Consider the following 17,495-nt stretch of genomic DNA (forward strand, 5'->3'; position numbering starts at 1 on the left):
GGTCACGATCGGATACCGAAGGGACCGCCCTTCTGCTCCGGTTACGCGAGCAACGCCGCGAGCGTCTCCTCGAGCGCCCGCGCCGCCTCGCGCACGGCCGCAACCTGCACGTACTCCCGTGGGGCGTGGGCGACCGCGCCCTCGTCGTCGGCGAGGACGCCGGGACCGAAGACGACCGTCGGGGCGTCCGCTGCAAAATACGAGGCCTCTGTCGCCGCGGTGAACGGGCGTATCTCGCCCTCCGACGCGTCCGCGAGCGTCTTCGCAACGTCCGCGCCGGGATCGGTGTCCCAGGCCTCGAGAAACGGCGTCGGTCGGTCGGTAAAGCGAAACTCGAGACCTACGTCGTCTGGAACCGCGTCTCGTAGGTGGGCAGTCAGCGCCTCGTGGAACTCGTCGGCGGTTTCGGGCGGGACGCTTCGCCGGTCGACCGTCAGCGCGCAGTCGGCTGGCACCTGATTCGTGGCCTCGCCGCCCTCGACGACGGTCGGGGTCAGCGTCGCCGCGCCGAGTTGTGGGTGAACCGGCGGGGCGTCGTCGCGCTCGTCGAAGGTGCGGATCGCCGCAAGGACGTCCTCGAGTGCTGCAACCGCGTTGATACCGGTGTCGGGTTCGGCGGCGTGGGCGTTGGCTCCCGAGAGGTGAAGCGTTCCCTGGAACCGGCCTTTTGCCGCCGTGCAGACGTCGAGATCGGTTGGCTCGCCGACGATCACCGCGTCCGCGTCCTGAGTGGGTGCGTCGTCGCCAGAGACCAGCGCGTATGCGCCCGTCGAGAGCACCTCCTCGTCGGGGGTGATTGCGAGCGTGACGCGGCCATCCGTCGGCTCGACGGCGAAAAACGCGGACAGGAGGGCCGCGAGCGGTCCCTTCGCGTCACAGGAGCCGCGGCCGCGGATCACGTCGCTCCCCCCCGCTTCGGGAGCGTCCGCGTCACGTTCGAACGGCACGTGTGGCGACACCGTGTCGATATGGGTGTTCAAGACGACGTGCGTCTCGGCGTCAGCTCTCGGCTGTCCGCGACTCGCCAGCACGTTCCCGGCGTCGTCGACGCGGGGCTCGATGCCGTTGGCCTCGAGCGTCTCACAGAGATACTCGCGCATCGGTCCGACGTCCTCGTGAGACGCGTGCTGGACGGCGGTCTCGAGAAACGCGACCGGATCGAACGCGTCGCTAGGTGCGTCGTCGCCCGTCACGATTCGACCGGCGACTCGAGGGACACTTCGCCGTCGAACTCGTGTTCGACCGGGCCGGCGAGCGTCGGCCGGCCGCGGTCGTTGAAACTCACCTGCAGGTGGCCGCCCGGCGGGTGGACGTCGACCGGGTCGGCGTCGGTGAGGCCGAGTCGGCGCGCCACGACGGCGATGGCGACCGCCCCGGTGCCACAGGAGTCGGTTTCGCCCTCCACACCGCGTTCGTAGGTGCGCTGGTCGAACCCACCATCGCCGTCGGGGCTGGCGATCGTGACGTTCGTCCCCTCCGGAAAGACGTCGGCGTGACGTACCGGCGGCGCGACCGCCTCGAGATCGACCTCGTCGACGTCGTCGACGAAACTCACCGCGTGGGGGACGCCGGTGTTGACGACCGAGACCTCGAGGCCCTCGATTTCCTCCTCAAGAACCGGCTCGTCGGCCTCGACCGGTACCTCCTCGGGGTCGAACGTGAGGTCGGTCATCTCGACGACGACGTTCTCGCCATCGCGGTCGGCCCGCAGCGTGCCCGCCTGAGTGTCGATCATCACGCTGTCGGTCCCGGTTCGCTCCATCGCCCACTCGGCGGCACAGCGCGCGCCATTACCGCACATCTCCGCTGTCTTGCCGTCGGGCTGGAACAGCGTCATGACGACACGTGGTGGGTTGAACCCCTCCTCGAGTGCGAGAAAGAGGATCCCGTCGGCACCGACGCCGTCGGTCCGGTCGCACTCGCGCTTGGCGAGTGCGCCCCGATTGGGAACGTGTTCGTTCGCGTGGATGATCAAAAAGTCGTTGCCGGTGCCGTGGTACTTCTGGAATGGAACAGTCATCGTGCTATCGTACTCGTTCGTTGTCGGTGTCGCTCGCCGCTGGGTGGTCGTCGTTCTTTCGATCCGCATCCGAGCCGCTGTGTGCCTCTCGCTCTCGCGGTGAACCGCTCGATGTTTCCGAGACGCTGCGCGTCTCGCGTTCAACTCGAGTCACATCGTCGACCGTCTCGCGACGGCGAGCGAGTCGTGCGTCGCCGTCCTCGAGGACGATCGATGCGGGTCGTGGTCGGGAGTTGTACTGGTTTGCCATCTCGTAGCCGTAGGCCCCCGCGTTGCCGATCGCGAGGACGTCGCCGCGTTCGGTTGCCGGGAGTTCGCGGTCCGCACAGAAAACGTCGCCGCTCTCGCAGATCGGGCCGGCAACGGTCTGGGGGATCGTCTCGCGCTCGCCGGCGTCGCTCGAGGCCGTCAGGTTCCGGATCGGATGGGAGGCGTCGTACATCGCCGGTCGGATCAGCGTCGTCATCCCTGCGTCGACGCCGACGACGGTCGTGTCGCGGGCAGCCTTGACGGTGTTTACGTTGGTCAGCAACACGCCCGCGTCCGCGACGAAATAGCGACCCGGCTCGATCGCCAGTCGTGCGTCGACCTCGCCCAGTGCGTCTCGCGTCGCGTCCGCGACCGATGCGAGGTCCAGCGGCGCGTCGTCCTCGCGGTAGGGGACGCCGAAGCCGCCACCGACATCGACGAACTCGAGGTCGCCGACAACTTGACTCACGTCCCGCGCGAGATCGCCCATCCGCGCGACGAACTCCCGATGGTCGTCGAGCTGGTCGTTCGAGACGCCGGAACCGACGTGGGAGTGAATCCCGACGATGTCGAAACCGCGGTCGGCAGCGTCTGCGAGCACGTCGACCGCGCGCTCTGCGGGGACGCCGAACTTCGCGGCTGCGCCCGTCTGTACTTTCTCGTGGTGGCCGGCACCGATACCGGGATTGACCCGGAGACAGAGCCGACCGTCGTAGCCCCGGTCAGCCAGCCGGTCGATCGTGTCCTCGGAACCGACGGTGACCGTGAGTTCCGGGTGCTCGCGCCAGGCGTCGACGATCCAGTCGAGATCCCGTGCGGGAGGGTTGACCGCCGTGTAGTGGATCTCGGAGCCGGATGCGCCGACCGCGAGCGCCCGCTGGACCTCGCCGGCGGAGGCACACTCGAGGCCGGCCCCTTCCTCGTGCAGCGCCGCGAGGGCGTCGCCCAGCGCGTTCGCTTTTACCGCATAGAGGATGTCAGCCTCGGGAAACGCGGCTGCGAGCCGCCGGTAGTTCTGGCGGACGCGCTCGAGGTCAAGGACGTACAGCGGCGATCCGTACTCGTCGACGAGAGTCTGTAATTCGACCGCGTCCCACTCGGAGAGGCGGCGGACGGACGGTGAAGCCCCAGCGTCAGTCATTACCACGTTCAAGTGACCGCGAGGATTCAAGGGTTTGGGTTCTCGGTTGCGATTGCATTCGGATGATGGTCGCCATTTCGGACGGCTGAAACGCTTCGAAAGCCCCTTTCAGTCCCACCCGCTGTGGCTCGATCGACCAGCCGACATGGGTGGGATTTTCGTGGTGTTCTCTCGAATCCTAGAACCGAAATCGATCATCCGTGACCGAACTCGCGAAAAATCGTTCGCGGATTAAAACGCCTATTCGCGCAGCGTGTCTTCGCGTTCGGTCGCCTCGAGCGTCTCCGTCTCGAGGTCGGTTGCGACGACGGCTGGCTTGTACGCGCCGCCGTCGAAGAGGTCGTGGTCGCTGACCGAGGACTCGACGAAGCGGGTAAAGGCGCGCCGGTCGGCGGGGAGTTCGCCGTACAGCACCTCTTCTTCGACGAGGTCGTAAACCGGGATGCGCGGGGTCAACAGCGTGTTCTCGCCCACGACGCTGTTCTCGCCGACGACGAAGCCGCTGGTGACCCGACAGCCAGCACCGAGTGAGACGTTGTCCTCGACGATGACCGGTGCGTCCTCGACCGGCTCGAGCACGCCGCCGATGAGGGTGTTCGCGCCGAGTTTGACGTTGTCGCCGATCTGAGCACAGGAGCCGACGGTGTCACAGGAGTCGACGAGGGTGCCGTCGCCGACGCGCGCGCCGATGTTGACGAACGCGGGGCTCATCAGGATACAGTCGGAGCCGATGTTCGCGCCACGGCGGACGACGGTGCCGTCGGGCGTGTTGCGGCTGCCGCGGTCGCCGTACTCGCTCGAGTCCGCAAGCGGCAGCACGTCGTTGTACGTCACGCCGCCGTACTCGCGGGGCTCGGTCGCGCGCAGGCCGAAGTTGAGCAGGATGCCCTGCTTGACCCACTCGTTTGCCTCCCACTCGCCGCCAGATTTCTCGGCAGCGCGGATCTCGCCGGCCTCGAGCGCGTCGAGGAAGGCATCCAGCGTCGCGTATTCGTCTTCGCCGGCAGTTTCGGCGCTGATTTCGTCGTTCTGTTTGCGCTCCCACAGCTCGTCGATCTCGGTCTCGAGTGCGCTCATTCGCTGATCACGTCCGCAAAGTCGTAGCTGCCTGCCTTCCGTCCTGCGATCCAGACCGCCGCGTCGACCGCGCCAGCGGCGAAGACGCCGCGATCCTCGGCGCGGTGTGTCAGGCGAACCTCCTCGTGGTTGCCCGCGAGGATGATTTCGTGTTCACCCGTGATGTCGCCCGCGCGCAGCGCGTGGACGCCGATCTCGCCGGCCTCGCGCGGCGCATCGCCTTCGCGACCGTGCGTACGCTCGGTGAAGTCGCCGTTTGCCTCGATCTCCTCGAGCAGGCGGTTCGCGGTGCCACTCGGCGCGTCGCGCTTGCCGTTATGGTGCGTTTCGACGAGTTCGACGTCGTAGCCCGGCAGGTTCTGGACTGCCTCGCCGACGACGTTGACCAGCGCCTGCACGCCGCGCGCGAAGTTCGGCGCGTGGAGGACGGGAACGTCCTCACTTGCAGCCTCGAGTGCCTCGAGGCCGTCATCGTCGAAGCCAGTCGTGCCGGTGACGAACGCGACGCCGGCGTCGGCACAGGTCTCGGCGTACTCGACGGCCGATTCGGGGCCGGTGAAGTCGATGACGGCGGTGGGCTCGCGCTCGGCAACCAGGGAGTCGAACTCCGATGCAGGCTCGATCTCCACGCCGTCGACTGTTTCGCCGTCCGGGTCGCGATTGACGGCGAAGACGACCTCGCAGTCCTCGCGGCCCGTCGCGGCGGCGAGTACTTCACGGCCCATCCGGCCCGTCGCGCCGGTGACACCGAGCCGAACCGTCATCGATCACCCTCCGCCGCGTCTACGTCCGTGATCTCGGTCGGCTCGCGCTCTAAGTCGGCGAGGACGGCCTCGAGATCGTCGCGGTACTCGTCGGCCAATCGGGTCAGCGGCGAACGCATGCGAGCGGGGCCGTAGCCGCGGATCTGCATGGCTTCCTTGACCGGGATCGGGTTGGTCTCGACGAAGAGTCCGCGGAATAGCGGTCCGAGTTCGTGGTGGAGCTCGCGGGCGCGCTCGTAGTCGCCGTCGAGTGCTGCGCCGACCATCGCACACGTCCGCTCGGGTTCGATGTTCGCCGCGACGCTGATCGTCCCGGTGCCGCCGACGGAGATCGTCGGCAGGGTGAGCGCGTCGTCGCCCGAGAGGACCGCGAAGTCCTCGTCGGTCGTACGCTCGGCGATCTCGCCGATCTGGCCCAGGTCGCCGCTGGCGGCCTTGAAGCCCGCGATGTTCTCGTGGCTCGCGAGCTCGACTGCCGTGTCGGGCTCGATATTGCGGCCCGTCCGCGAGGGGACGTTGTAGACGATCTGTGGCAGGTCGACCGCGTCCGCGATCGTCCGGTAGTGTTCGATCAGCCCGCGCTGTTCGGGCTTGTTGTAGTACGGCGAAATCAGCAGGAGGCCGTCCGCACCGGCATCGGCGGCGCGCTCGGAGAGCTCGAGGGCCTCACGCGTGTTGTTCGAGCCGGTGCCTGCGATGACAGGCACGTCGTCGACGGCCTCGATGACCGCCTCGACGACGCGGACGTGTTCGTCGTGGGTCAGCGTCGCCGATTCGCCGGTCGAGCCGACGGGGACGAGCCCGTCGACGCCTGCTTCCTCGAGCCGCTGTGCGTCTTGCTGCAGTGTTTCGTAGTCGATCCGTTCGTCCTCGTCGAAGGGCGTACACATCGCCGGGAAGACGCCCGAAAGGTCGAGTGTTGTCATGGGATGTCGTTGGGTCGTGTCTCGGTCCCCAATCGGTAGGGTGTATCGGTTCCGATCGGTGGATGGTCAGCAGTCGATCGTGCGCGGTCGAATCGTACCCGGGACGGGGATGCCACGCCCGCCGCGAGCACACTCACGCACATTTACGTTTACGTTTAGAACGAGGGGCGACGCCGCTCACGACGGGGTTGACGGTCGGATGAGCGACGTGGCGCATATCCGTCCCGTTGGGCTACTCTGTCTTATTTTTTCCTGTCTTCACTCGAGTCGGATGCCGACTCTGTGGTAAACGGAAGCATACTTATTCATGCAATTTATCCCGTCGCACTCCCTACTGGTTCCTATGACGGATTTCGGATTAAAAGTGCGAATGGCGATCGTCGGTTCGATCCTGTTTGCCTTCTACATGCTCGTCGGGGCTTTCGGCCTGGCGATGTTCGGTCTCAATATGTGGCCGCTGGTCTTGCTCGGGCTACTCGTCTTGCCGGCCATCCAGTACAAAATCGGGACGTGGTCGGCGACCAGACGGGCCCAGGAGATGCCCGAGGACGGCCAGTACCAGGACATCCACCGGATGACCGAGTCGCTGTCCCAGGATATGGGCATCGACAAACCGAAACTGATGGTCATGGAGATGGGCGTCCCCAACGCCTTCGCGACCGGTCGGAAGGGCAAGGGCTACGTCGTCGTCTCGACGGAACTCATCCGGCTTCTCCAGCGCGACGAACTCGAGGGCGTGATCGCCCACGAACTCGCCCACATCAAGAATCGTGACGTCCTCACGATGGTGCTCGGCCAGTCGGTCGGGATGATGGTCGGCTGGGTCGCCTACATGGTCTACATGATGGGCGACGATCGCAATATCGGCAGCATCTTCGTCGGCATGATAATCTCGAACCTCGCCCAGATGCTCGTGATGGTCTTCGTGCTGGCGATCTCCCGGTATCGAGAGTTCGTCGCCGACGACGATGCCCGCCAGTACATCGGCAGCGGCGACCCGCTCGCTCGCGCCTTAGAGAAGATCTCGAAGGGGTCGCAGGGTCGCGAGTCACAGCTCGATGACAGCGTGAGCGCGCTGTGTATCTTCAACGCTGACCGATCGCTCCTCCAGAAGCTGTTCGCGACGCACCCGCCGACCGAAAAGCGCATCGAGAAACTCCGGCGCTGATACGGCCGCGTTGCACGGCCCGTCGCCGGCGTCGTCGGCCACGAGGGACCGATGCGACTTTTTACGTCTGCGCGCGATATGCCGATACGTGACGGAAATTCATCCCGGGCAGCGCGTCGCCGTGCTCGTCGACGCCCAGAACCTCTACCATACTGCACAGAGTCTCCACAGCCGCAATATCGATTACTCCGCTTTGCTCGAGAAGGCTGTTCAGGACCGCCAGCTGACGCGTGCGATCGCCTACGTCATCCGCGCGGATTCGCCCGAAGAGGAGAGTTTCTTCGAGGCGCTGATTGACATCGGCTTCGAACCGAAGATCAAGGAGATCAAGACGTTCGCCGACGGCACCAAAAAGGCCGACTGGGACGTCGGGATGAGTCTCGACGCGGTGACGCTGGCCAACCACGTCGACACGATCGTCCTCTGTACGGGCGATGGCGATTTCTCGCGGCTCTGTTCGCACCTGCGCCACGAGGGCGTCCGCGTCGAAGTGATGGCCTTCGAATCCTCGACCGCCGAGGAACTCATCGACGCAGCCGATTCGTTCCTCGATCTCGAGGAACGTCACGAGACGTTCTTGCTCTGAGCTGTGTGAACCCGGCCGAGACGCGGGAACCGAAACTCGGCAGACTCGAGGGCGTCAGAACTAGTTCGCCTGCCGACGCTGCCACACCCCGAACAGCAACGCAGACGCCGCGACGAACAACGTCGAGCCGGTCACGAGATACATGAGTGGTCCGGTGACGAGTGTGGCGGGCCCAACCAGCGTCAGGGTCCCGATGACGAGGAGAGTGACCCCGAGGCCGATTTGCGTGACGTCCATGTCCTGCCGATAGTACTAGATCGAATGACCATAATAGTCACCCTCCGCCTGTGTCATACGGATTCCTGTCAGTGGGCGCCGGTGCACCGCGATCCGTCCTGCGATCCCAACCAGGGACTCGGGACAGCAGACCGTCTCAGGCTTGCACAGCCCTGTCGATCGACGCGACTCGAGCGACGACCTCGCCGGCAGGTCGAAGGGCTTTCGATCCGGCAGGCCAAACCCCGGGCAATGAGCGAGCCAGCAGACGGGAGTGCGGGCCTCCCCCAGCTTCGGACCATCGCCGACTACCAGTTCGGTGCGGGTGCGGGCGCGGCGCTGTTCCCGCCCGACGAATCGCTGACGATCAAACGGACTACCTCGGGCCGTCCACAGCAGGTTCACGCTGAATCGGGACGGATCGTCTCCTTTGGCACTGACGGCCGGTTTACCCTCGGGATCGAGGGCGGTCGCCGGCTCGATGACGCTCTTTCCCATCCTGCCTACCGCGTCGTTGTCGACGACGAGAGCGAGCCGTTCGTCCGCGACGAGAAGAACGTCTTCGCAAAGTTCGTCTGCGAGGCCGGCGACGAGATCCGACCGGGCGACGAGGTGCTCGTCGTCCACGAGCGCGGTGAACTACTCGCGGTCGGCACGGCGCAGTTAGATGCCGGGGCGATCCGGGACTTCGAGACGGGAATGGCAGTGAACGTGCGCGAAGGCGCGCCTGCGGAGTCGTAATCGGACAGGCGGCGACTGCAGCCAGCTACAGCTGACACTTTCTCCCGATCTCTCGTTCGTATCGTGTCTTGATCTCCGCAAACAGCGTCTCGCCAATCTCAGTGTGGAGTCGCGGTGCGGCTGTCGCGAAGAACTCGTCTAGGTTCTCGTACTGCGAGAAGGCGTCGTTTTCGTCGGTTTCGTCGTATCGGTTTTCGTGTTCGTACTTCAGTGCCTGCAGGCAGTTGTCGATTAGATCCATGTCCTTGACGAACTGTGCGGTGGGCGTCTTGCGACCCTCGTATTCCTCCCAGAGTGACCGGAACTCGCCATCGTTGTCGGCACCGAACGGCTCGAGCAAATCGCCAATTGCCGCCCGCTCGCGGACTGCCTTCTCCTCGGCGGCCACCCGCTGGTGCTCGTCGTCCGCACGGGTCGGGATATCTCCCGTGCGCGCTTCCGCGAGGTCGTGGACCAGCGCCATCGCGACCGCCCGGTCCCGCTCGACGGCGTCGTCGGCCCGGTCTGCATACAGCAGACACAGCGTCGCCACGCCCCACGTGTGGGCCGCAACCGACTCCGGCGTGTCGATCTCGCGGAGGACCCACCCTGTCCGCAACTCGTCTTTCAACTCGAGCGCCTCGAGCAGGGCGCTGATGTCGTCGGCCATGGCTGATTCTCACGCAGCAGATCGGTTGAACCCGTCGCTTATCGACCCTGTTTCGAGTCAGTGGATCGTTTCGGCGCCCGGGTCAGCGATCCTCGAACGACAAAGTAAAAGGTCGCTCACGGCGACGTGGCGAGTATGTTTGGAGGAGGCGGCGGACTCAATCCGCGCAAGATGGAACAGATGATGCAACAGATGGGTATCGACGTCGAGGACATCGACGCCGAAGAGGTCATCATCCGCACTGCGGAGCACGACCTCGTGTTCAACGACGCCGAAGTCACCAAGATGGACGCCCGCGGGCAGGAGACCTACCAGGTCATCGGCTCGCCCGAGAAAGTCGAGGCCGGCTCGGCTGGCGGCGCTGCGGCTGACGACGACGCTGGCTCGTCGATCCCCGACGACGATGTCGAACTCGTCGCCATGCGAGCTGACGTCAGCGAGGACGAGGCCCGCGAGGCCCTCGAAGCGACCGACGGCGACCTCGCCGCAGCAGTCGAGTCCCTCGAGTGACTCGCGTGAGCGGTGACGGCGACGGAGCCGACGAAAGTACTGACCGCATGCCGGTCTTGCTCGTCCGCGGCGATCGCGAGTTCCTCGTCGAACCCGGCGACGAGATGGGGACTGACCTCGGCGTGCTCGAGGTTCCCGAGGACGTCCAGTCGGGCGACACCGTCGAGACACATCTGGGCGACGAGTTTCAGGTGCGCCGACTGCGCGGCCCGGATCTCTTCCATCACTTCGAACGGACCGGTGCGCCGATGGTCCCCCGCGACATCGGGCTGGTGATCGGCGAGACGGGCATCGCAGGCGGCGATCGCGTGCTCGACGCCGGCACCGGAACGGGCGTGCTCGCGGCGATGATGGCCCGTGCCGGCGCTGAGGTGGTGACTTACGAGCGAGACGCCGACTTCGCCGACGTCGCCCGCGAGAACATGGCCCTGGGCGGCGTTTCCGATGCTGTCGATGTCCGAACCGGCGACGTGACCGAGCAGATCGAGGACCTCGAGTCCTCGTCGTTCGATGTTATGACGCTCGATACGGGCGACGCAGCGACGATGGTCGCGCACGCACCCGACCTGCTCGTCGACGGCGGCTTCGTCGCGGTCTACAGCCCATTCATCGAGTCGACTCGCGAGGTCGTCCAGACGGCCCACGAGGTCGGGCTCTCCGACGTGACCACGCGCGAGACGATCCAGCGCGAGATGCAGTTCGACGATCGGGGTTCGCGGCCGTCGACCGCACCCGTCGGCCACACCGGCTATCTGACGATCGCGCGCAACGAGTAACGCGCTCTCTCGCGGTTTTCTCTTCGCTCGCGAGTCCTGGTACCCACTGAGATTACCACCTCCCGATCGTGGTACCGTTCCAGAAACGGAATCACTGACCGGTGGCCGAGAGCGTGGCTCGAGCAGATGCGAGAGCCACGCGATCCGGGGGAGGGCAGGCCGTCACCCGTTACCTACCGCGAGCGAACCCGGAGGGTGAGCGAGCGGGCCGACGACTGACCCATCGGGGAAGGAGGAGTGCTTTTGATCGACCCTAAGCGGGAGCGAAGCTCCCGCGAGGTCCGAGAGAGCTTCGCTCTCTCGAGATTTTGCCGAGGGACATCGCGCTGTGCGGCAGCTACGCTGCCGTCAGCGCGATAGACAGCAGCGCAAAAGGTCGTTAGTTGTCGTCCTCGCGCCACTTGTGCTCACATTCGGTACAGATGAAGAACCGGGTTTCCGATTCGTCAGCAGCCCGAATCTGTTGCATATACCAGTGGGCGCGGTCGTTGCCACACTCGGGACAGCGCGCGTCGGTTTCGGGCAGCGAGGTCTCGCCGGACGACTCGATGATCTCGCTGGCTTCCTGGTCGTCGGTGACGACGTACTGGTCGGCGTCGCCTTTCGGCTTCGTAAAGCCACAGCTGCCACACTCCCAGATGCCGTCGTCGGCTTTCATCATCGAACCGCATTCGTCGCAGAATTCCATCGTTGTCCGGGCTACGAGCGTGGAGCGACTTAAGGCACGCGTTTAGGCTCGCTGACCGGTCGCGGCTCCATGCCTATCGGCGGCAGTTAGCCTTCTCCTTCCGATTGGTACGGCTCGCCGACAGCCTCGCGCGGAAGGACGTTGTGGAGTTCCGACTTGAGGTCTGCGGCCGACTCGAAGCGGTCGCTGCCGCTGCGTTCGATGAGCGCGCCAAGGTTTCGCTCGCCGTCTGCAAGCAGGAGCGTGGTATCCTCGAGTTCGGCGGCAGCCTGGTCGGTCGTGACGGGGTACTCGAGGTCCGCGAAGACAGCTTCGATGCGGCTGAGTTTGACTTCAGACATGGGTGGAGAAACGCAGTCCAATGGTATGTACTTCTGCTGTGCGTGGCCGTACTGTCACGGACACCAATCTGTCCCGTCGAAACTGTAATCGGGTGGGGGCACACAGTTAGGATTTATGCGGAGTGTCGTCGAGCGGGTTATCGCGCCGTTTGCTGTGGATCGACGGGTCCTCGCGCTGGCGGGTGCCCGAATGGCAGACGGGATCGGCAACTCGTTTCTGATCATCGTCATCCCGCTGTACGTGACCAGCGGCGTCGTCGGCGGGACGGCGTTCGGTCTCGAGGAGTCGATGATCATCGGGCTGATCCTTTCGCTGTTTGGCTTTCTCAACAGCAGCTTTCAGCCAGTGACCGGGCGACTCTCGGATCGGCTCGGCCGGCGCAAGCCCTTTATTTTGGCCGGGCTCGCCGGCCTCGCATTGACGAATATCGCCTACGTCGTCGCGGAGACGTACATCTCCCTGCTGGTCATCCGCGGGCTGCAGGGCGTCAGCGTCGCGTTCATCATTCCGGCGTCGGTCGCGCTCGTCAACGAACTCGCCTCGAGCGGCGATCGCGGCGGGAACATGGGCGTCTACAATACCTTTCGGCTGGTCGGCTTTGGAGCCGGCCCCGCGGTCGCCGGTGCCGTCGTCAACCTCGGTCCCTACGCGCTCCCCGGTGGAGTGGTGGTCAACGGCTTCGACGCCGCATTCTACATCGCCACGATCACGGCGACGATCAGCTACGTGCTGGTGACGGTGCTCGTCTCCGATCCCGCGTCGACGGTGGCGAACGCCGGTGCGGACCTCTCGATTCCGGTCCTCGATCGGACGGGTCCGAACCTCCTCGATCCAATCTTCACGCTCGGCCTCGCGTCGTTTTTTATGGCCACGGGGATCGCGCTCTTTGCGACCATCCAGCCGCAGGTCAACGCCCGCCTCGAGCAGGACGCGACCTGGTTCGGTCTGCAGTTCGCGGCGTTCATCCTCGCGCAGGTCGCCCTCCAGACGCCGATCGGGCGGGCCTGCGATCGGTACGGTCGTCGACCGTTTATCGTCACTGGAATGGTGTTGTTGATCCCGACGACGCTCGTCCAGGGGTTCATTCTCTCGTCGGTGCTGATGTTCGTCGCGCGGCTGTTCCAGGGCGTCGCCGCCGCGATGGTCTTCGCCCCGTCGCTGGCGCTGGCGGGCGATCTCGCCGGCGCGGGCGAATCCGGCTCGAAGTTGTCAGTGCTCACGATGGCCTTTGGCTACGGGATCGCCGCCGGGCCGTTCTCATCGGGCGCGCTGGTGGGGTATGGCTTTCAGGTCCCGTTCGTCTTCGGTGCCGTTCTCGCCGTGTTCGGTGCAATTTTGGTCTATACGCAGGTCGAGGAGACGCTCGAGACGACGGCTCCGGTCCCGGTTTTCGGAGACGATTGAGACGGTCTGCTGTCACGAGTTTCCGGTGCAACCGCAGGGCAGTCGCGGTTGCATCGGAACTGACTGAGTGCAGTCCATCTTGCCGGACGCGACGGGACGCAACGCAAAAGTAGCGGTTCCCCATACGGTTCGACGATGACGCTCTCGGAGGAGGCCAAAGACCGGTTGGCGGACGTAGTGGAGCTACAGCCGACGAAAAACGCCGAACTCCAGGATCGGTGGGGGATGGAAAGCGGCAGCGAGGTCCACCAGTATCTCGAGAACGAACTCGGCGACTACTACTTCCGTGATGATAACAGCCTGATCCGGGCGACTGCCGAGGCGGCGGAGTTGGTCGACGTCGAGCCGGGTATCGAGAGCGATCCCGACGCCGACGGAGCCCCCTCCAAAATCCGCGTCCCCGAGCTACAGGCCCAGATCGTCGCGGTGCTGGCCGCCCCCGACGAACGATCCGAGAGCGTCGTCTCGGTGCTCCACAAGCTCCGAGACGAGTACGACATCGACCCCGACGCCGAGGACGTCCGCTCGGGGCTCCAGAGCCTGCGCCGGAAGGGCGTCGTCGAGGTCGAGTATCGCACCGTTCCCACGTTCCGGCTGGCCGTCGAACGTGACGACCTCGAGGTCGCCGTCTCCGACTGATCCTTCTCGCTGCGAGGATTGTCGACCGTCCTACAGTCCCGGCCGTCGTCGCCGGCGGCGCTCGCTGAGAAGCCGCTGTACCAGTTTTCCGGGGCCACCCTCGATCGGCCAGCCGCGGGTCCGCCAGGTCGGCGGCTCGGGTTCGTAGTGAGAACAGGACCCGGCACACTCGGCGACCGTCTGACAGCGATCCATGGCAGCACAGTGGGGTAGCGCCTGTCGGTCGTCTCGAGCGCGCAACTGGAAGTGCCGACAATCAGGACACATCGTATCGACAAACGAGCGCCAGCCGCGCTCGTAGGCGCGTTCGGCGATCGCGAGCCGTGTGTCGGCCTTCGTCTCGGGGTCGACGTACTCGAATCGGGCCGCCGACGCGTCGTGGCCGTTGCCGTCGGGTTGCTCGAGGATCCGCGTTCCCGGCTCGTCGACCGCCAGCGTTCGGGGATACCAGGCGACGTCGGCGGTCAGCGCGTCGGGCTCGAGCGCGAGGATTCCAGCTTCGACAGGCAGGTCCTCGAAGAGCGCGGGCTCGACGGTGTCACCCGTCGCCCGGGTCGCGACCCAGACCTCGTCGGCCAGCCCCATGGCGACGTCGTACTCGAGTTGCGCGCCGAGCGCGCGGGCGGCGCTGGCATCGAGGTCCGGTTTGTTCTCGATCGCGACGATCCGCTCGAGCCAGTCGGGATAGACCCACTTGCGTCGGATCTCGATGCGATTGCCCGACTTTTGCGTCTCGAGGATCCCGCGGTCGTCGGCGCGGTGGATCGCCTCGCGGACGTATCGCCACGGGTAGCCGGGATGTGGGAGGGCGTCGCGGTAGTAGGTCCACTCGTTGGGGGCGTTTCGGACGATGTGGAGGAGATCGCTATCGAGTCGGTCAGGACCGAACCGAGCACGGCGACGGAGGGCGTCGGGGTCGCACTCGAGCACGATGGTGTCCCAGCGGCGGCGCTTCGTGCCGAGTTGGCGAGCGACGACGATCGCAGTGTCGTCGCTGGTAGCGGTGGCTGCCGGTGGCCAGGCCAGTTCGGCCCAGCGACAGGTCCGGAGCTCGAAGCCGAACTCGGCAGTGTATGGGTCCACGGCGGTGCTTGGAAACGGAGTGTGAAAACGCTACTCGATCGGGCGTCGTTCCCGTCCGACTACTCTTCGTCCTCGTCCTCGCGTTCGTCTAGAAATTCGTGGGCGTCCTCCAGAATCTCGCGCGGACCGTCCTGCGTGACGGTGTTGATCGCCTGTTCGTAGTCGCGCCACTGGAGGTCGCGGTGTTCGTTCGAGAGTTCCGCGCTGGCCTCGAACGACTTCGCAACAAAGAGGTGAACGGTTTTGTGAATCGTCTTACCGTTCGCCTCGAAGACGTAGTCGTAGTCTTTGCGAAAGCCGTCGAGGAGCCGGAACTGTTCAATACCTGCCTCTTCCTTTACTTCGCGGATCGCCGTCTGCTGTAGTTCTTCATCTCCTTCGACACCGCCCTTGGGAAACTCCCAATCGCCTGGGCGGCTCTTGAGTAGAAGATACTCGCGCCGGCCCCGCGTATCGCGGAAGAGGATCGCGCCTGCGCTCGTAGCTTCGACTGCCATTAAGTAGGCTAACAGGTGAGGCGTTAAGAGAATATCGGACTGTTCGTCCAGCGTCTGCTGATTGCAGCCCCGATTTGCACGTCGTTGCTGGCCGATCGACCGCAGCCGTTCATACTGTCGGACAGCACCATCGTAACAACTGATACGGACTGCTGTCGGTCAGTGCCGGTGGGACCGCGACCCTCTGCGGACCCACCGCTCACTCGTGACAGCAGCCCGTATCACTACTGCTGTTCAACAGTATCACCGCGCGTGATCGGTCTCGGCGTGTCTCAGCAAGTTTTTACGCACCCACCGTCGACATATGCGACAGCACCAGCCATGACCTTTGTCACCCGTCTGACGCTCCAAAGCGGCGATCGCGCCGCGCTCGATGGTATCGTCGAGGACATCAAAACCACCGCCGAACGAAAGGGAGCGGCACTGAAAGGCCCCCACTCCCATCCGCCGGAGCGACTCTCGGTCCCACAGCGCTGTCGACTGCACGCTGACGACGACCGGCAGTTTTCCTCGTGGGATTACACCGTCTTCACCCGCGAACTCGAGATTCACGGCCACGACAACCTCGCGCGCAACATCGCCTCGCAGAACTTCCCCGATTCGGTCCATATCGAGGCCGAAGTCGAACAGATCCACGGCGCGGGTCGCGGAAACTGAACTGATTCTCCCGTTCGCGACGAGACCGGCGACAGGGCTTTTTACCATTCCAAACGAGGACAGGATATGACCGCTGACGACCTCGTCTCACTCCGGCGAGACCTCCATCGGAAACCCGAACCCGCTTGGCGCGAATTCTATACGACCGCACGGATCGTCGACGAACTCGAGTCGCGACTCGGCGACGACCTCGACCAGCTTTACGTCGGGCCTGAGGCGATCGCTGGTGACCACCGGCTAGCAGTCCCCGACAACGCGGAACTAGCCCGTTGGTACGAGCAGGCCAGAGAGACGGACGTCGATGATGCCACGCTCGAGTCCCTCGAGGGCGGTTACACCGGCGCGGTCGCGGTCATCGAACGCGGCGAGGGGCCGACAGTCGGCCTGCGCGTCGACATCGACGGGCTCCCGCGACCCGAATCCGACGAGTTGAGCCACACTCCTGCTGCTGCGGGCTTTCGCTCTGAACATGAGGGCGCGATGCACGCCTGCGGGCACGACGCCCACGCGACGATCGGGATCGGCGTCCTCGAGCGACTTGCAGCGAGCGACTTTACGGGCACCCTGAAGGTTTTCTTCCAGCCTGCAGAGGAGGTCGTCGGCGGCGGCAAGTCGATGGCCGAAAGCCAGCACATCGAAGACGTCGACTATCTGCTCGCGACCCACATCGGGCTCGACCATCCGACCGGTGAGATCGTCGCAGGGATCGATGGCTTTCTGGCGGTCTCCCATCTCGAGGCCGACTTCACGGGTAAATCGGCCCATGCCGGCGGCCACCCCGAACAGGGGCGCAACGCCGTCCAGGCGATGGCGACAGCCGTCCAGAACCTCTACGCGATTCCCCGGCACAACGACGGCACAACGCGGGTCAACGCGGGCGTCGTCGAGGGTGGTAGCGCCGCCAACGTCATTCCCGACGAGGCGCGGATCGTCGCCGAGGTGCGCGGCGAGACGACAGAACTGATGGAGTATATGAAACACCGAGCCGAGCAGGTGCTCCGGAGTGCTGCCGAGATGCATGACTGTGAGGTGTCGATCGAGACCGGCGCGGAGGCACCCAGCGCAAGAAGTGACGACGACCTCGTTTCGATCGTCGCCGACGTGGCCGGCGAGACGGCGGGCGTCGAACGGGTCAAAGAGCGCGACGAACTCGGCGGCAGCGAGGACGCGACGTACCTGATGCGGGCGGTCCAGGAATGCGGCGGCAGCGCCTGTTATGTTGGCGTCGGCACTGATCACCCCGGCGGCCATCACACGGCGACGTTCGACGTCGACGAAGCGAGCATCGGCCACGGGATCGACGTGCTGGCGGGTGCGATCGAGCGGATCGGCAGCGGGCGTCCCTGATCGAGCATCGGCGGT

The 17,495-nt window shown here is 65.1% G+C and carries 21 protein-coding genes; 9 read left to right on the forward strand and 12 right to left on the reverse strand.

Annotation, left to right across the window (positions count from 1 at the left end; genetic code table 11):
• Positions 1-41: 41 nt before the first annotated feature.
• From ACERI1_RS00145 to dapA, 6 genes are all read right to left on the reverse strand, one after another.
• Positions 42-1,193, reverse strand: a complete 1,152-nt coding sequence (locus ACERI1_RS00145; protein WP_373615994.1) for a M20 family metallopeptidase — start codon at positions 1,191-1,193, stop codon at positions 42-44.
• A complete protein-coding gene (gene dapF, locus ACERI1_RS00150) occupies positions 1,190-2,020 on the reverse strand; it encodes a diaminopimelate epimerase (RefSeq protein WP_373615995.1) in 831 nt (276 codons plus the stop codon). Before dapF ends, ACERI1_RS00145 begins: the two co-directional genes overlap by 4 nt.
• Before the next feature lie 4 nt (positions 2,021-2,024).
• Positions 2,025-3,410, reverse strand: coding sequence for a diaminopimelate decarboxylase (gene lysA, locus ACERI1_RS00155; protein ID WP_373615996.1), 1,386 nt, complete (start codon positions 3,408-3,410; stop codon positions 2,025-2,027).
• Between the two features lie 240 nt (positions 3,411-3,650).
• Complete coding sequence (locus ACERI1_RS00160) at positions 3,651-4,487, reverse strand: 2,3,4,5-tetrahydropyridine-2,6-dicarboxylate N-succinyltransferase (protein WP_373615997.1); 837 nt, start codon at positions 4,485-4,487, stop codon at positions 3,651-3,653.
• Positions 4,484-5,251 carry a 4-hydroxy-tetrahydrodipicolinate reductase gene (gene dapB / locus ACERI1_RS00165; protein ID WP_373615998.1) on the reverse strand — a complete coding sequence of 256 codons (768 nt, stop codon included), beginning with the start codon at positions 5,249-5,251 and terminating at the stop codon, positions 4,484-4,486. The genes ACERI1_RS00160 and dapB overlap by 4 nt, the downstream gene beginning before the upstream one ends.
• Positions 5,248-6,177, reverse strand: coding sequence for a 4-hydroxy-tetrahydrodipicolinate synthase (gene dapA / locus ACERI1_RS00170; RefSeq protein WP_373615999.1), 930 nt, complete (start codon positions 6,175-6,177; stop codon positions 5,248-5,250). Before dapA ends, dapB begins: the two co-directional genes overlap by 4 nt.
• 343 nt (positions 6,178-6,520) lie before the next feature.
• Between dapA and ACERI1_RS00175 the strand changes: the two genes are divergently transcribed.
• Together ACERI1_RS00175 and ACERI1_RS00180 are read left to right on the forward strand one after the other, a co-directional pair.
• The gene (locus tag ACERI1_RS00175; protein WP_373616000.1) at positions 6,521-7,345 is read left to right on the forward strand and encodes a M48 family metallopeptidase; all 825 of its coding nucleotides are present in this window, start codon (positions 6,521-6,523) and stop codon (positions 7,343-7,345) included.
• A gap of 88 nt (positions 7,346-7,433) precedes the next feature.
• A complete protein-coding gene (locus tag ACERI1_RS00180; protein ID WP_373616001.1) occupies positions 7,434-7,931 on the forward strand; it encodes an NYN domain-containing protein in 498 nt (165 codons plus the stop codon).
• Between the two features lie 60 nt (positions 7,932-7,991).
• Here ACERI1_RS00180 and ACERI1_RS00185 read toward each other — a convergent pair whose 3' ends face one another.
• Positions 7,992-8,168 carry a hypothetical protein gene (locus ACERI1_RS00185; RefSeq protein WP_373616002.1) on the reverse strand — a complete coding sequence of 59 codons (177 nt, stop codon included), beginning with the start codon at positions 8,166-8,168 and terminating at the stop codon, positions 7,992-7,994.
• A 231-nt stretch (positions 8,169-8,399) separates the two neighbouring features.
• Between ACERI1_RS00185 and ACERI1_RS00190 the strand changes: the two genes are divergently transcribed.
• On the forward strand, positions 8,400-8,888 hold the full coding sequence (locus tag ACERI1_RS00190) for a PUA domain-containing protein (protein ID WP_373616003.1): 489 nt from the start codon (positions 8,400-8,402) through the stop codon (positions 8,886-8,888).
• A 25-nt stretch (positions 8,889-8,913) separates the two neighbouring features.
• On the opposite strand, the gene ACERI1_RS00195 is transcribed toward ACERI1_RS00190, so the two are convergent.
• On the reverse strand, positions 8,914-9,537 hold the full coding sequence (locus ACERI1_RS00195; RefSeq protein ID WP_373616004.1) for an HD family hydrolase: 624 nt from the start codon (positions 9,535-9,537) through the stop codon (positions 8,914-8,916).
• A 135-nt stretch (positions 9,538-9,672) separates the two neighbouring features.
• Between ACERI1_RS00195 and ACERI1_RS00200 the strand changes: the two genes are divergently transcribed.
• Together ACERI1_RS00200 and ACERI1_RS00205 are read left to right on the forward strand one after the other, a co-directional pair.
• Positions 9,673-10,047: a nascent polypeptide-associated complex protein gene (locus ACERI1_RS00200; RefSeq protein WP_373616005.1), complete on the forward strand. Its 375-nt coding sequence runs from the start codon at positions 9,673-9,675 to the stop codon at positions 10,045-10,047.
• On the forward strand, positions 10,044-10,823 hold the full coding sequence (locus ACERI1_RS00205) for a methyltransferase domain-containing protein (RefSeq protein WP_373616006.1): 780 nt from the start codon (positions 10,044-10,046) through the stop codon (positions 10,821-10,823). Before ACERI1_RS00200 ends, ACERI1_RS00205 begins: the two co-directional genes overlap by 4 nt.
• 379 nt (positions 10,824-11,202) lie before the next feature.
• Here the strand turns inward: ACERI1_RS00205 and ACERI1_RS00210 are convergent, their stop codons facing one another.
• Together ACERI1_RS00210 and ACERI1_RS00215 are read right to left on the reverse strand one after the other, a co-directional pair.
• Positions 11,203-11,511 carry a transcription factor S gene (locus ACERI1_RS00210; protein ID WP_373616007.1) on the reverse strand — a complete coding sequence of 103 codons (309 nt, stop codon included), beginning with the start codon at positions 11,509-11,511 and terminating at the stop codon, positions 11,203-11,205.
• Positions 11,512-11,597: 86 nt separating this feature from the next.
• Positions 11,598-11,852 carry a hypothetical protein gene (locus tag ACERI1_RS00215; protein WP_373616008.1) on the reverse strand — a complete coding sequence of 85 codons (255 nt, stop codon included), beginning with the start codon at positions 11,850-11,852 and terminating at the stop codon, positions 11,598-11,600.
• Positions 11,853-11,967: 115 nt separating this feature from the next.
• Here ACERI1_RS00215 and ACERI1_RS00220 point away from each other — a divergent pair, with 115 nt between their 5' ends.
• Together ACERI1_RS00220 and ACERI1_RS00225 are read left to right on the forward strand one after the other, a co-directional pair.
• Positions 11,968-13,257 (forward strand): MFS transporter, encoded by a 1,290-nt coding sequence (locus ACERI1_RS00220; RefSeq protein ID WP_373616009.1) that lies wholly within the window; start codon positions 11,968-11,970, stop codon positions 13,255-13,257.
• Between the two features lie 135 nt (positions 13,258-13,392).
• On the forward strand, positions 13,393-13,896 hold the full coding sequence (locus tag ACERI1_RS00225; protein ID WP_373616010.1) for a DUF5797 family protein: 504 nt from the start codon (positions 13,393-13,395) through the stop codon (positions 13,894-13,896).
• 30 nt (positions 13,897-13,926) lie between these two features.
• On the opposite strand, the gene ACERI1_RS00230 is transcribed toward ACERI1_RS00225, so the two are convergent.
• Both ACERI1_RS00230 and ACERI1_RS00235 read right to left on the reverse strand, forming a co-directional pair.
• Positions 13,927-14,979, reverse strand: coding sequence for a DUF5787 family protein (locus ACERI1_RS00230; protein ID WP_373616011.1), 1,053 nt, complete (start codon positions 14,977-14,979; stop codon positions 13,927-13,929).
• 59 nt (positions 14,980-15,038) lie between these two features.
• A complete protein-coding gene (locus tag ACERI1_RS00235) occupies positions 15,039-15,476 on the reverse strand; it encodes a bis(5'-nucleosyl)-tetraphosphatase (protein WP_373616012.1) in 438 nt (145 codons plus the stop codon).
• 321 nt (positions 15,477-15,797) lie between these two features.
• On the opposite strand from ACERI1_RS00235, the gene ACERI1_RS00240 reads away from it, so the two are divergent.
• Together ACERI1_RS00240 and ACERI1_RS00245 are read left to right on the forward strand one after the other, a co-directional pair.
• Positions 15,798-16,133, forward strand: a complete 336-nt coding sequence (locus ACERI1_RS00240) for a 30S ribosomal protein S10 (RefSeq protein WP_373616013.1) — start codon at positions 15,798-15,800, stop codon at positions 16,131-16,133.
• A 66-nt stretch (positions 16,134-16,199) separates the two neighbouring features.
• Positions 16,200-17,480, forward strand: coding sequence for an amidohydrolase (locus tag ACERI1_RS00245; protein WP_373616014.1), 1,281 nt, complete (start codon positions 16,200-16,202; stop codon positions 17,478-17,480).
• Positions 17,481-17,495 lie beyond the last annotated feature (15 nt).

Source organism: Natrinema sp. HArc-T2 (assembly GCF_041821085.1).
Lineage (GTDB): Archaea > Halobacteriota > Halobacteria > Halobacteriales > Natrialbaceae > Natrinema.